At 63.3% G+C, this 13,065-nt stretch carries 12 protein-coding genes; 4 read left to right on the top strand and 8 right to left on the bottom strand.

The window, feature by feature from the left end:
* Positions 1 to 36 precede the first annotated feature (36 nt).
* The 4 genes from M3G19_RS02660 to M3G19_RS02675 are packed head-to-tail and all read left to right on the top strand — an operon-like array spanning position 37 to position 2,445.
* Positions 37 to 237: a hypothetical protein gene (locus M3G19_RS02660; protein WP_259900312.1), complete on the top strand. Its 201-nt coding sequence runs from the start codon at positions 37 to 39 to the stop codon at positions 235 to 237.
* Positions 237 to 1,319, top strand: a complete 1,083-nt coding sequence (locus M3G19_RS02665) for an Asp23/Gls24 family envelope stress response protein (RefSeq protein WP_259900313.1) — start codon at positions 237 to 239, stop codon at positions 1,317 to 1,319. Before M3G19_RS02660 ends, M3G19_RS02665 begins: the two co-directional genes overlap by 1 nt.
* A complete protein-coding gene (locus tag M3G19_RS02670) occupies positions 1,316 to 1,888 on the top strand; it encodes a DUF6286 domain-containing protein (RefSeq protein WP_259900314.1) in 573 nt (190 codons plus the stop codon). Before M3G19_RS02665 ends, M3G19_RS02670 begins: the two co-directional genes overlap by 4 nt.
* Entirely contained in the window at positions 1,885 to 2,445 is a 561-nt protein-coding gene (locus M3G19_RS02675; RefSeq protein WP_259900315.1) for a hypothetical protein, read from the top strand. The genes M3G19_RS02670 and M3G19_RS02675 overlap by 4 nt, the downstream gene beginning before the upstream one ends.
* Here M3G19_RS02675 and M3G19_RS02680 read toward each other — a convergent pair.
* The 8 genes from M3G19_RS02680 to M3G19_RS02715 all read right to left on the bottom strand — a co-directional run bounded on the left by M3G19_RS02680 (position 2,442) and on the right by M3G19_RS02715 (position 13,054).
* A complete protein-coding gene (locus M3G19_RS02680; protein ID WP_259900316.1) occupies positions 2,442 to 3,209 on the bottom strand; it encodes a hypothetical protein in 768 nt (255 codons plus the stop codon). The genes M3G19_RS02675 and M3G19_RS02680 overlap by 4 nt on opposite strands.
* A 473-nt stretch (positions 3,210 to 3,682) precedes the next feature.
* Positions 3,683 to 5,773, bottom strand: a complete 2,091-nt coding sequence (locus M3G19_RS02685; RefSeq protein WP_259900317.1) for a TerD family protein — start codon at positions 5,771 to 5,773, stop codon at positions 3,683 to 3,685.
* 103 nt (positions 5,774 to 5,876) lie between these two features.
* Positions 5,877 to 7,067, bottom strand: coding sequence for an elongation factor Tu (gene tuf, locus M3G19_RS02690; protein WP_259900318.1), 1,191 nt, complete (start codon positions 7,065 to 7,067; stop codon positions 5,877 to 5,879).
* A gap of 390 nt (positions 7,068 to 7,457) precedes the next feature.
* Positions 7,458 to 9,581 carry an elongation factor G gene (gene fusA, locus M3G19_RS02695; protein ID WP_259900319.1) on the bottom strand — a complete coding sequence of 708 codons (2,124 nt, stop codon included), beginning with the start codon at positions 9,579 to 9,581 and terminating at the stop codon, positions 7,458 to 7,460.
* 209 nt (positions 9,582 to 9,790) lie between these two features.
* A complete protein-coding gene (gene rpsG / locus M3G19_RS02700; RefSeq protein WP_259900320.1) occupies positions 9,791 to 10,258 on the bottom strand; it encodes a 30S ribosomal protein S7 in 468 nt (155 codons plus the stop codon).
* A 6-nt stretch (positions 10,259 to 10,264) separates the two neighbouring features.
* On the bottom strand, positions 10,265 to 10,636 hold the full coding sequence (rpsL, locus tag M3G19_RS02705; RefSeq protein WP_259900321.1) for a 30S ribosomal protein S12: 372 nt from the start codon (positions 10,634 to 10,636) through the stop codon (positions 10,265 to 10,267).
* 255 nt (positions 10,637 to 10,891) lie between these two features.
* Positions 10,892 to 12,274 carry a hypothetical protein gene (locus M3G19_RS02710; RefSeq protein WP_259900322.1) on the bottom strand — a complete coding sequence of 461 codons (1,383 nt, stop codon included), beginning with the start codon at positions 12,272 to 12,274 and terminating at the stop codon, positions 10,892 to 10,894.
* Positions 12,275 to 12,301: 27 nt separating this feature from the next.
* Complete coding sequence (locus M3G19_RS02715; RefSeq protein WP_259900323.1) at positions 12,302 to 13,054, bottom strand: hypothetical protein; 753 nt, start codon at positions 13,052 to 13,054, stop codon at positions 12,302 to 12,304.
* Positions 13,055 to 13,065 lie beyond the last annotated feature (11 nt).

Below are 13,065 nucleotides of genomic sequence, written 5' to 3' on the forward strand. Positions count from 1 at the left end.
GCGTAATCAACAACGCACAAGAAATGTGGAATACACATGAACATTTTCTCTAACAAGACCGTCCTCGGTGCCGTCATCGGTATCGTTCTGGCGTTCGCTCTGATCTTCGGAGGCTGGCTCGGGTTCTTCTTCACGCTCCTGTTCGGCGCCATCGGCGGCGTCGTCGGCGCGCAGCTGGAGGGCCGCATCGACCTGGCTGAACTCGTCAGCACCACCTCCGGGCGGGGTCGTGGGTAATGGATCCAGCCGCGTACCGCATTAGCGAAAAAACCGTCCAGCGGATCGGCGAAGTCGCCGTACTGACGGTCCCGGGTGTCCGGGCCATCGACGCGAAGCTCGCTGGCCTGGCTGGCCGCAGCTTCCCGCGCGTGAACGCCCAGATCGACAGGCCTGGGGGCTCCGTGATCCTCGACGTCGAGATCGTCAGCTCCTACCCCGCCCCCGTCGGTGCGATCACCGACGAGGTCCGCGAGACCATCGGCTCCCACGTGGAGACGTTGACGGGACTTGCTGTTCAGAAGGTCAACATCGTCGTCGTGGACGCCGAATCCATGGCGCTGGGCCAGCGCGTGACCCGCAACGACCTGCTGCACCACCCGACGGGCATCGCGCCCGCCACGATTCGCGTCGCCAGGTCGAAGGTCTTCTCGCCGCAGGTGAAAGCACCGGTCAGGCTCGCCGACATCGTCGTCGACGACTCGACCTACAACCAGCTGACCCCGGTCCATACCCCGGACCCGATGCAGATCCGCCACATCACCGCACCGCTCCCGCCGCACCCGCAGCCGGTTCAAGCACCGGAGCCACGTCGCGTGACGACAGTGGAAACCCCCGAACCGGTCCGCCCCGTTTCTCCGGAGCGTCCGGATCCGGCACCGCTGCGCGCGGTCGGCGTCGAAAAGCAGACGCGCCCACGCCACGTGAGCGCACCTGCCCCGGCGCCGCTGCGCACGATCGACGTGAACCGCATTGCGCCCCGCATTCCCGCGGAGCGACCCGCACCCACACCACTACGTCTTGTCGAAGTCGCACGCCCGTCGCAGCTCACTCCGGTGTCACTGCCGGCGCAGCGCCCGCTGACGCAGATCGAGGTGCGGAGGCCGCACCATGTGGACGTCGTCAAGCCAATGCCCGAACCGCTCCGCGCGATCACCGTTCCGCGCCTAGACGTCGTGAGCCCGCAGCTGCCTCCGCAGCGCCCGCTCGATGAGATCACCATCAACCCGGACCGGGCTGACGACGACGCCCTCGAAAAGCCCATCGGCAACTCCACGCAAACCGTGCGAATCCGCCCCGACAAGGAGGTGCAGCGACCGTGACCCGCCCCACCCACGAATTCACCGGCCCACGCTCTGGCGCCGAGCCCAAAGGCAACCCGTCGGTCCGGTGGCTCACCATCCTCCTCGGATTGGTGCTGCTCGCCCTCTCCGGCGTCATCGGGCGCGACCTGTGGTACCGCTACCAAGAAAACGATCCGCAGAACTCCTGGGTGCGCCCCGTGCTCGAGTGGTTCGGCACCGCAGCCGTGAACCCGGTCGGCGTCGCAGTCGGCATCGTCGTCGCTCTCGTCGGCCTCTGGCTGATCATCGCCGCGTTGAAGCCGCGCCCGCGCCGCTACGTACGCGTCGACTCTGCCTCCTCTATCTGGATGCGCCCCGTCGACGTCGCACGCAAGGCCACCGCGTCGGCGCGCAACGAGCTCGGCCGCGCCAATATCGCGTCCCGCGCCACGCGCAAAAAGCTCACCGTCGACGTTGAAGACGACGGCTCAGCCGATCTCGACCACCGCCTCAACGACGTCCTCGGCGGCGAAATGCAGCGCCTCGCGCAGACGCCGCAAGTCCGCGTCAACGTTCACCGCCCAACCCAAACGAAGGAGCTGGCATGACACGCACACTGGCATTCTTCGACCGGCTGATCATCTTCCTGCTCGGCCTGCTCCTGCTCGCTGGCGGACTCATTCCAGCCGCGCTGTACTGGGATATCCCCTATGTCTCCGAGTTCGTGCGCGGCATCAACCGCTCGCTGCTCACTGACGTGCCCGGCATGAACTGGTACACGGTAGCGCTCGTGGGCACGATGATCGGTGCGATCATTCTCGGCCTGTGGATGATCATGCCGAATATCCGCAACCGCGGGTTCAGCAACCGATTCATCGGCACCGCGGCGTTGGATCTGGGCGATACCCGCGTCAACGTCGCGCGTGTTGCGCAGGCGGCGTGCAACCATGCGGAGCGCTCTGAGATCGTGAAGCAGGCGAAGCAGTCTGTCGCCTACGTCGGCGACCGTCCGACCGCCACATTCACCGTCACCGCCAACCCGGATTACGACCTGGAGACCGTCGTGTCGTTCGTCGAAGCGATCGACGCGGACTTCCGCGACGCGGTCGACACGATGGACATCGACACGGTGTTCAAGCTGCACCTCGACAAGGTCGCTGCTTAGCTCTCCACGAGCAGGAGCTTGACTACCTCCCCCAGCGCCACTGCTTCCCCACCCGCGGTCTCGTAGACGAAATTCTCTCCCATACGACAACGCACGACCTGGTTCCAGGCGTGCGTTGTTTTCGTCACTGCACGCCTGTCGACCTGCCAGAGGTGCAGCCGCTGCGTAATCAGCATCCGCGCCCCGTCTTCGAGGAGCACGAGCCACACGGCGTTGCCGATCGTGTCGCGCGCCAGGCCGTCGATGCTGGTTGCGGCTGGGGTGTCCTGCCCGCTGCCAGTGCCAGTGCCAGTGCCAGTGCCAGTGCCGGTGTCGGAGCCGGTGACGCTGCTATCAATGCGGGAAATCAGCGCCACCACTCCCAGGCGATGCTCCACGCCTTCGCTGTCTGCGATCGTGAGCATCTGTCCGGGCCCCGTCGGGCGAACCGAGTCGTACTGCCACACGCTCGGCTGACGGTCACGATCCCCAAGAGAGCGCACCACGACATCCCCGGCCGCAGTCAGCGTGACACGGTGCGCGGGAGAGGCAGTCTCTACCAGCACATCGTCTGACACGCGTCCATCCTGGGCGCGGGGAAGGTCGGAGGGGTGGGCGAAGGATTCGTCGATAAGCAATTGCTCGAGTTCCTCGTCCGTCGTGCCCCAGCCCGCGCCGCGGTTGGCCAAGATGCCGAAGAGCGTCGCCAACGGTAAATCCGGCTGTCCCTCCCACGTTCGGCGAAGCTGATCGAGAACACGCGGTATACGAGCGGGGTCATGCACATTGCCCAGCTTACGCGGGTCGCAAACGATAAAATCAAGGCATGTGGCCAGTAGCGCTCGACGTCGATACGTCCCTGCTTCGCCTCGCGCCCTGCGACTTTGCTGAAGGCTCACCCGTTACCCTCCTAGAAGCGCAATACGTGCGCGACAACGCTGGCGCGTGCGGAGTGCGCGTCGCATACTGTCTCAGCGACGGCACCACCAACTACGCCCGGGAACCCCACCTGCAATCCCGTTTCTCACACGGTGGCCCCGCCACTACTCGTGGAGCGGCGCTGTGCACGCCGACGGATCCGTCACCGGATCGTGGATCAACGCGAAGCCGAAAACCTAGTGGCAATTGCAGCGCGGGTAAACGCCACAACCTGCAAAGTGCAAAATGAAAGCACCCGGATGGCGAGTGTGCGGTATTTGAGAGCAATCTCAAGAAAGGTGGAGGATGCCCACTCATGGCCGGAGTGCTGCCACTGATTCTAGCTCAAGAGTTTCAGAACTTCTTCGGTGTGGAATGGGTCGAGGGTGTGGGAAGGGTCGGCTGGTTCGCTGAGAAGCGTTCCGCCTGCAAGTCGAATATAGGTGGCGATACTCATCGTGGCATTGCCCCGCACGTTGTCGAGCAAGACCTGCGTTTCCGTTCGTGTGGTTTCGGTGTTGATCGGCGCGTTCGCGTGCACTTTGGTGTTCCAGTCCACCCACACGAGCTCGCGGCGCTCCAGGTCGATGACGGCGACCGTGGCGTAGTTCGACTTTGCTGTCAAGTCGATCCGCGCGATCACCTCGCTGGCTTCGAAGTCCTCCCCCGCCGAGATGGTCCTGTTTGTCATGACACCGATCTGGGCCTCGGGGACCGTGTCGAAAGGCCCACCCGAATACGCATACCCAAGGAGTACGAGATAGCGGTAGCCTGCGGCTTTCGTAGCCTCGATGTCCAGCTGGATGTACTCTGCGGCCCCGTTCGGCGCGGATGTCAGATCACCGGAATGAAACGCTCCCGTCTCTTCGTCGCGAAGGTATGTGTACGAAATATGGCGTTCTTTCTTCCCGTCTTCGCTGGCGAAATACGCCGTCAAATCGAGGTCGACGGACCGTTCCGGCTTATTGCGCCAATGCAGGAAGAAGCGCATGTAGCGGTTATCCCCGAGCGCGATACGGCTGCCGCGGCCCGCTGTCCGGGTGCCGCTCGACGCGCTGCGCAGACCCAACGGGATAGCCAGGCGTTGGGAGGCGAAGGGGAACGGTTCGTCGAAGAAGAAGGATCTTCCGGCAAGGCGCCCGGACAGCCCGTATTCCACCGCGGCGACGATATCGCTGTAATCCTCGTCCAGGGATAGCGTGTTCAGGATGAATGACGTGCCACTTCCGGCCCGGCGCGGCAGAACGACGCGGTAGGGCATGGTTTGCATGCGTTCCGAGTTGAAGAAATTCCACATCTGCACGAGCACACGAGGCGCCACTTGTGGGGCAATTGCTCGGAACGCCTGGACGATAGCGTTCCGGTGTTGTGGGAGATGCCGTACGAGAGCGTGAAGGCGGCGAGCGAAATCGCCGGGATTCTCCGCGAGCAGCGGGAGCAGCGCATCGATATCGCCTGCGGCGACAAGCTGCTCAATGCGGTGTTCGCGCGCTGGGCCGATATCGATGCCGTTGCCGTGGACGAGGTCGCGCATAGCGTTCGTTCGCTCCGCCCACCGGTATTCCTGGGGGTGCAGGGCGCGAAACAGTCGCTTCCACCGCTCTATGTTCCGCTGCACGTCGTGGAGGTGCTCAGTCCATTCACCCCGCTGCAGCACATCCTCCAAAGCCGCCATGACGCGGCGGCGGTCTGCCCGACGGAGGCGGAACCGGGTGTTCTCCCCGAGGCTGCGCGACCCACCGCTTAACTCGCTGGCGAGGCGGAGGACATCCGTTGGTGTTTTCAGAAACGGTGTCCAGTCGTGGCCGCCAGCCCGGATCGCCGCGAGAAAAGCTAGGTTTTCGCGGATGGGCACGTCAACGGCTGCGGGCACGAATGGGCTCAAGGTGCGCACATCCGCCGCATCGACGTCAGAATACGGCTGGGAGGACGCAACGAGCGCTTCGCTTATCGACGCAATGTCCGCCCCGTTCCCTGTCCGCACCGGACGCAACGTGCGCACCTGCAGAGGTTCTCGTTGCATCACCTCCGCGGGCGGGCGAGGTGGCAACCATTGGTAGCCGGCGGAGCCGTAGACGTAATGCAACACGGCGGAGAGCATCAACTTATCGTCGGACAATCCTGGAACGGTTGCCCTGAAGTCGGGGTGCAGCGTCGTCTTCTTGGCCCTCTGACCGGTGATCTCCTTTGCTGCAGCGACCACATCGCGCAGCGATTGGGGGTCTGCCGCCGCCAATGCGTCGACATCCTCGTCCTCGACCCGGTACCCGAGTAACGCTAGCTCGTATAGGCAAGTGTGAACCTGGTCCGGAGATGAAGACCCCGGCACAACATGGAGCAGGTTGCGTCGGCGGAGCGCTATCTCAGCTAGCCGTGGCCGGGCATCTGCGGAAACTTCTATGGCGACAGGGTCAAACGGCAGTTGCGTCATGCCACACGACTTTAGATCTCTGGGCGTTGAAACTCCTGCCAACAAAATAAAAAAGCCGCACCTCGTAGAGGAGGTGCGGCTGATCTAGGAAGCTAGTCGAGGACTAGTCCAGGATCTTGGTGACGCGGCCAGCGCCGACGGTGCGGGAGCCCTCGCGGATAGCGAAGCGCAGGCCCTCGTCCATAGCGACCGGCTGGATGAGCTCGACGGTCATGTCGACGTTGTCGCCCGGCATGACCATCTCGGTGCCCTCCGGCAGCTTCACAACACCGGTCACGTCGGTGGTGCGGAAGTAGAACTGCGGACGGTAGTTGTCGAAGAACGGGGTGTGGCGACCGCCCTCGTCCTTAGACAGGACGTAGACGGAACCCTCGAACTTGGTGTGCGGGGTGTAAGCGCCCGGTGCGATGATGACCTGGCCGCGCTCGACGTCCTCACGCTTGAGACCACGGAGCAGCAGAGCGGCGTTGTCGCCAGCCTCAGCGGTGTCGAGAAGCTTGTTGAACATCTCGATGGAGGTGACGGTGGTCTTCTGGGCCTTCTCGCGGATACCGATGATCTCGACCTCGTCGTTGAGGTTCAGGACACCACGCTCGACACGGCCGGTAACAACGGTACCGCGACCGGAAATGGTGAAGATGTCCTCGACCGGCATCAGGAACGGCTTGTCGGTCTCGCGCTCCGGATCCGGAATGGAGTCGTCGCAAGCCTGCATGAGGTCCACGACGGACTGGACCCACTTCTCGTCGCCCTCGAGAGCCTTCAGAGCGGAGATGTGGACGATCGGAGCTTCCTCGTCGTAGTCCTGCTCTGCGAGCATTTCGCGGATCTCCATCTCGACGAGCTCGATGATCTCTTCGTCATCGACCATGTCGCACTTGTTCAGTGCAACGAGGATGTACGGAACGCCGACCTGGCGGGCGAGCAGCACGTGCTCGCGGGTCTGCGGCATCGGGCCGTCGGTAGCAGCAACCACGAGGATCGCGCCGTCCATCTGAGCAGCACCGGTAATCATGTTCTTGATGTAGTCGGCGTGGCCCGGGGCGTCGACGTGAGCGTAGTGGCGCTTCGGGGTGTTGTACTCCACGTGGGAGATGTTGATGGTAATGCCGCGCTCGCGCTCCTCCGGAGCCTTATCGATCGAGTCGAAAGCGAAAGCCTTGTTCTCCTCCGGGTACTGGTCAGCCAGCACCTTCGTGATAGCGGCGGTGGTGGTGGTCTTGCCGTGGTCGACGTGACCGATGGTGCCGATGTTCACGTGCGGCTTAGAGCGCTCGAACTTTTCCTTTGCCACTGTTTGTCCTCCTGGACGTGCATGTGACTACGACTCTCGCAGCCACGTGGATTTACTTCTGCCTTGCTTTCATTTCCTAGCACGCGGTCCACCGTGTCCCACCTTCGGGGGGTGGTTTACCGGTGCGTCGGGCATGGAAACAATGGCCATTTCACAATGTGCCAGTTACATGATCCTAGATTTGTTAACGCCGTTTTTCAAACCATGGTGGGGAGGCTTTCAGGCCCTCCCTCATGGCCTTTCGGGCGACCCACGTGGCGTGGACCCACCTAGTGGTAACGGCCGGCTCAAAGTCTCACTTGGTGAGGCTCTCAGCTCGACCGCTACCGCGGCGCCCGCACTCCCCTAGTGGCACGGAGGGTTCTAGGGGAGCACCGTTGGCATCGCGTTTTAGGCGTTGCCGTTGCGCTCGTCGATGATCTCCTGAGCGATGCTGCTCGGGACCTCGGCGTAGGAGTCGAACACCATGGTGAAGTTCGCGCGGCCCGCGGTCGAGGAACGGAGGTCACCGATGTAGCCGAACATCTCGGAAAGCGGGACCTTTGCCTTGACGACCTTGGCGCCGGAGCGGTCCTCCATGGAGTAGACCTGGCCACGGCGGGAGCTGATGTCACCGTTGACGGTGCCCATGTACTCCTCGGGGGTGACGACCTCGACGGCCATCATCGGCTCGAGCAGAACCGGCTTCGCCTTAGCGACGGCTTCCTTGAGCACCTGGGAACCTGCCAGCTTGAACGCCATCTCGGAGGAGTCGACGTCGTGGTAGGCGCCGTCCTCGAGGGTGGCCTTGATGTTGACCAGCGGGTAGCCGGCGAGGAAGCCGTACTGCATTGCGTCCTGGATACCAGCGTCGACGGACGGGATGTACTCCTTCGGGACGCGGCCACCGGTGACGGCGTTCTCGAACTTGTAGGTTGCGGACTCGCCCTCTTCCAGGGTCTCCGGGTCCGGCTCGTACGGCTCGACGGTGACGATGACCTTCGCGAACTGACCGGAACCACCGGTCTGCTTCTTGTGGGTGTAGTCGAGGGACTCGACCTTCTTGCGGATGGTCTCGCGGTACGCCACCTGCGGGGAACCGATGTTCGCCTCGACCTTGAACTCGCGCTTCATGCGGTCGACGAGGACGTCGAGGTGGAGCTCGCCCATGCCGCCGATGACGGTCTGGCCGGACTCTTCGTCGAGCTTGACGGTGAAGGTCGGGTCCTCTTCAGCGAGCTTCTGGATGGCAGTGCCGAGCTTCTCCTGGTCAGCCTTGGTCTTCGGCTCGATGGCGACCTGGATCACCGGGTCCGGGAAGTCCATGGACTCCAGGATGATCGGGTGGTCCGGGTTGCAGAGGGTGTCACCGGTGGTGGCCTCCTTCAGACCGATGAACGCGTAGATATTGCCGGCGTCGGCGTGCTCGACCGGGTTCTCCTTGTTCGCGTGCATCTGGAAGAGCTTGCCCACGCGCTCCTTCTTGTTCTTCGTGGAGTTGAGCATCTGCTCGCCCGGGATTGCCTGGCCGGAGTAGACGCGCACGTAGGTGAGCTTGCCGAAGAACGGGTGCACAGCGATCTTGAACGCCAGTGCGGAGAACGGCTCCTCGACGGACGGCTTACGGGTCATGGGCTCGTCGGAGTCCATGGCGGTGCCGTGAACCTCGCCGATGTCCAACGGGCTCGGAAGGAAGTCGACGACAGCGTCAAGAAGCGGCTGAACGCCCTTGTTGCGGTATGCGGTACCGCAGTAGACCGGGTAGATCTCCGAGTCGACCGTCATCTTGCGGATGGCGCCCTTGATCTCGTCGATGGTCAGCTCTTCGCCGCCGAAGTACTTCTCCATGAGCTCTTCGTCGGATTCAGCGACGGTCTCGAGCAGCTTCTCGCGGTACTCCTCCGCCTTCTCCTGGAGGTCAGCCGGGATCTCCTCGATGGTCGGCTCAGCGCCGATTTCGACCTTGCCACGCCAGGTGATGGCCTTCATCTGCAGCAGGTCGACGACGCCGTCGAAGTCGTCCTCGGCGCCGATCGGGAGCTGCATGACCAACGGCTTCGCACCGAGGCGATCCACGATGGTCTGCACGGTGTAGTAGAAGTCCGCACCGAGCTTGTCCATCTTGTTGACGAAGCAGATACGCGGAACGTCGTACTTCGCGGCCTGGCGCCACACCTGCTCGGACTGCGGCTCAACGCCTTCCTTGCCGTCGAAGACGGCGACAGCGCCGTCGAGGACGCGCAGCGAACGCTCCACCTCAACGGTGAAGTCCACGTGACCCGGGGTGTCGATGATGTTGATCTGGTTGTTGTTCCAGAAGCACGTCACGGCAGCGGACGTAATGGTGATGCCGCGTTCCTTCTCCTGCTCCATCCAGTCGGTGGTTGCGCCACCGTCGTGGGTCTCGCCGACCTTGCGGTTCAGACCCGTGTAGAAGAGGATGCGCTCGGTCGTGGTCGTCTTACCAGCATCGATGTGGGCCATGATGCCGATGTTGCGGACCTTGTTCAGATCCTTAAGCACTTCTTGTGCCACGTTGTGTACCCCAACTCGTTTGTCGTCGACGCCCATTAGCCGTATCCCCCGTTTTTCACGGGGCGGCCGAAGACGCCTTGGCGGATATTTTCCTTGGTCGATTCTGCCACTTTATCGCTGATCTGGCATTACGAAGTCTTTGAAACTTCGTGCCAGTATCCGGCGGGGCAACCAAAGAACACCCCCGCCGGGTACGTTGCAGCGGGGAACTACCAGCGGTAGTGGGCGAAGGCGCGGTTTGCCTCTGCCATCTTGTGGGTGTCCTCGCGGCGCTTCACGGATGCGCCGAGACCGTTGGATGCGTCCAGGATCTCGTTGGCGAGGCGCTCGGTCATAGAGTTCTCGCGGCGCTGGCGGGTGAAGGTCACCATCCAACGGAGGGCGAGGGTGGTGGAGCGGCCCGGACGGACCTCAACCGGGACCTGGTAGGTCGCACCGCCGACGCGGCGGGAGCGGACCTCGAGGTCCGGGCGGATGTTGCCCAGTGCCTTCTCGAGGGTGCCGACCGGGTCGGTGCCGGTCTTCTCGCGGCACATCTCGAGCGCGCCGTAGACGATGCGCTGTGCGGTGGACTTCTTGCCGTCCTGGAGGATCTTGTTGATCAGCTGGGTGACCAGCTCGGATTCGTAAACCGGGTCCTTGACAACGGGACGCTTCGGAGCTTGCTGCTTACGCATTGTTCTTTACTGTCCCTTCTTCGCGCCGTAACGGGAGCGAGCCTGCTTGCGGTCCTTGACGCCCTGGGTATCCAGTGCGCCGCGGATGATCTTGTAGCGAACACCCGGGAGGTCCCTCACACGGCCGCCGCGGACGAGGACCATGGAGTGCTCCTGGAGGTTGTGGCCTTCGCCCGGAATGTAGGCGGAGACCTCGATGCCGGAGGTCAGGCGGACACGCGCGACCTTACGGAGAGCAGAGTTCGGCTTCTTCGGGGTGGTGGTGTACACGCGGGTGCACACGCCGCGGCGCTGCGGGGAGCCCTTCAGCGCAGCAGTCGCCACCTTCTTGCTTTTGTCGTGACGGCCCTTGCGGACCAGCTGCTGGATAGTTGGCATACCAACTCTTTCTTGTTCGGGGGTCGCACTCCCCTGGACCGAAAAGGTGGTCAAACATGCAAAAATGGGGGCTCTTCTTCGGGGCCCTGCCGTTTTCACATGAACTCACCTTCGCTGCCCTGGAGGGTGCGTGGAGTTCAATGGTTTCCCTACCCCGGCACGCGGGGCGGAATCGGTAGAGAAATTACACGCTGAAGACAGGCAAAAGCAAATCGCGCCTCGCCATAGCGCGGAGCTCCGTTGCCCCAGCGTGGGTTAGGAGCGGTGCCGGGCGATGACGGCGTCCCAGGGGCCGGCCCAGCCGTCGTCACGCGATTCGGCGGCGATGGGTTCGATCTCCCCGTCGTTCCCCAACGCTTCTGTGAGGAAGAGGATGGCACTGCGCGCGGGGTGGGTGGGCACGGTGTCGGCGTTGCCGGAGTGGCTCTCGTCGAAATCATTGCGCGCGGCGCTTTCGAAGGCCAGGGCGCTGGTGGTGTACCACTGCATCAAGAGCATAGGGTCGATGCCGTTTGCCCAGGACCACGGAATTTTCGCGCGCCCTTGGGCAACGGCGAAGCAAATCATCGAGTTTCGGCCGAAGGTGAGGTGGCGCTCCCAGGCGTCGCCGCCGGTGTCGCCCGCGTACCGCTTCAGGTGCTTCTGCATGTTGTCCAGATGGGCGACGACGGCTCCGTTGTCGGCGCCGAGCACTGCGGCGACGGTTTCCGCCAGCAGGGCGAGGGCGGTGCGAGCGGTGTGGCCGTCGGGCTCGGCGGTGCCGTCGATAAGCGGATGCTTTGCCGTGAGCTCGTCGATGATGCGTGATTGCTCGTCGGGCGTGAACTCCTTTTTGAAAAAGCCCGAGAGGTTGAATGCGCCGAAGTAGCCGCCGAACGGCCCGCTGTCTTCGTTGTTGCCGAGCTTCGGCGCGAGGCGGTTGATGCGGCGCGTCCAGTCGTCGTTGCGGTCGATCCAGCCTGCGCTGCGCGCGTCGAGTGCGATGCGGTACGCGAGCAGGAGGTCGTTGTTCTTCTCCGCGATGATCGCCATCTGGCGGAAGCACGGGTGCTCCTCGCTGTAGGCGGAGCTGTCGTGCGCGCCTTTGATGCGCTTTTCTCGCGCCTCGAGCTGCAGTTTCGCAGCCTCCTGGAGGTTCCCCTTGCTGCTTGCTTCTTCCGCTTTCTTCTCCAGCGCGCCGGCTTTGCGGTACGCGCCGCGTTTGATGCGCTCGCGCTTGGCACGCAGGACGCGCGCTTCGATATTGACGTTGTCTTGCGCGATCCGCAACGTCATGTCGAGGGCGTGCGAGGCGTAGTTGCGTTGCCCGTAGAAGTAGTTCATGACGCGGATCTGCGCGTGGTGGAGGTCGATCAGTGCGTCGTCGTCAAGCTGGTCAGGTGCGGGAAGGTGCGCGTAACGCTCCATTAGTTTATCGATGATTTTTCCCTGCAGCTCCGGGTTCTTGCTCACCCAAATGAGCAAATCGGACAGGAAACTGACGTCAATGGACCGCTCTGCTGGCGCGTTGAGGATGCTTTGGCCGTGCTGGCTCTTTTGCTTGAAGACCTCGTCCAGAATCGTCCGGTCCATGTCAGTGAGTCCACCCCACCAGTCCTGGAGTCCGAAGTAGTTGATCGAATTCTGGTTGTCCGCCATAGCACCTCCTTAATCTGGCAAGACGAATTAAAGGCCCGGGAAGGGCACCACGTTCAGAAGGATGAGCAGTCCCAGCACGAAGATGATCAGCAGCACGACGCAGATCGCCGCCAGTATGACCAGACCCGATTTGGACCCGTCCTGCTTGCCTTTCGCACCGGTGCGCGCCTCGCTCCGCTGGCGTTGCTGCGCATCACCGTAAGGCTCACCGTATGTCTCGCTGTCACGCGCCGTCGTCTGCGGAACCCGCCGCGGCTCCGGCGTGTCTTGGACACGCGAGCGCTCAGCCCCTGCGCCGCCCAGCGCCGTCGGACGCTGCTCCGCGCGCTGTTCGTAGCTGCCGCCGCCGTACGGGTTCGATTCGTAGCGCTGCTCCTCATTGCGCGTCGCCCCGCCCAGCTGCGTACCGTACGGGGTCGACTCGTAGCGCTCCTGCTGTTGCGGTGTCTGCGGGGCCTGCGACCGTGCTTGTGCTGTCGCTCCCCCGACCTCCGCAGCGGTGCTCCCGCCTGCCGGTGCAGCTGCCGATGCTGCGGCAGCCGGTGCCGCGCCAAGCGCAAATCCTGGCGTGGATGGACCCGGCGACTGGGCCTTGATCACTTCCGTCTGCGGCTCTGCTTGCGTCGGCTGCACTGGTTGCGCTGGCTGAACTTGCTGCACTGGCTGTGCTGCCTGGCGCGGCTGCTCATGCGCCGGCTGCGGGGCGTCCGGCAGTGCCGCGAATGGCGCGACGTCGGTGAAGTCGTACTGGTCAGCTGCGGTGGGGTTTTCGCGGGTCATTTTCTCGTACC

It is taken from the genome of Corynebacterium sp. p3-SID1194, assembly GCF_025144155.1.
In the GTDB taxonomy this organism is placed as follows: domain Bacteria; phylum Actinomycetota; class Actinomycetes; order Mycobacteriales; family Mycobacteriaceae; genus Corynebacterium.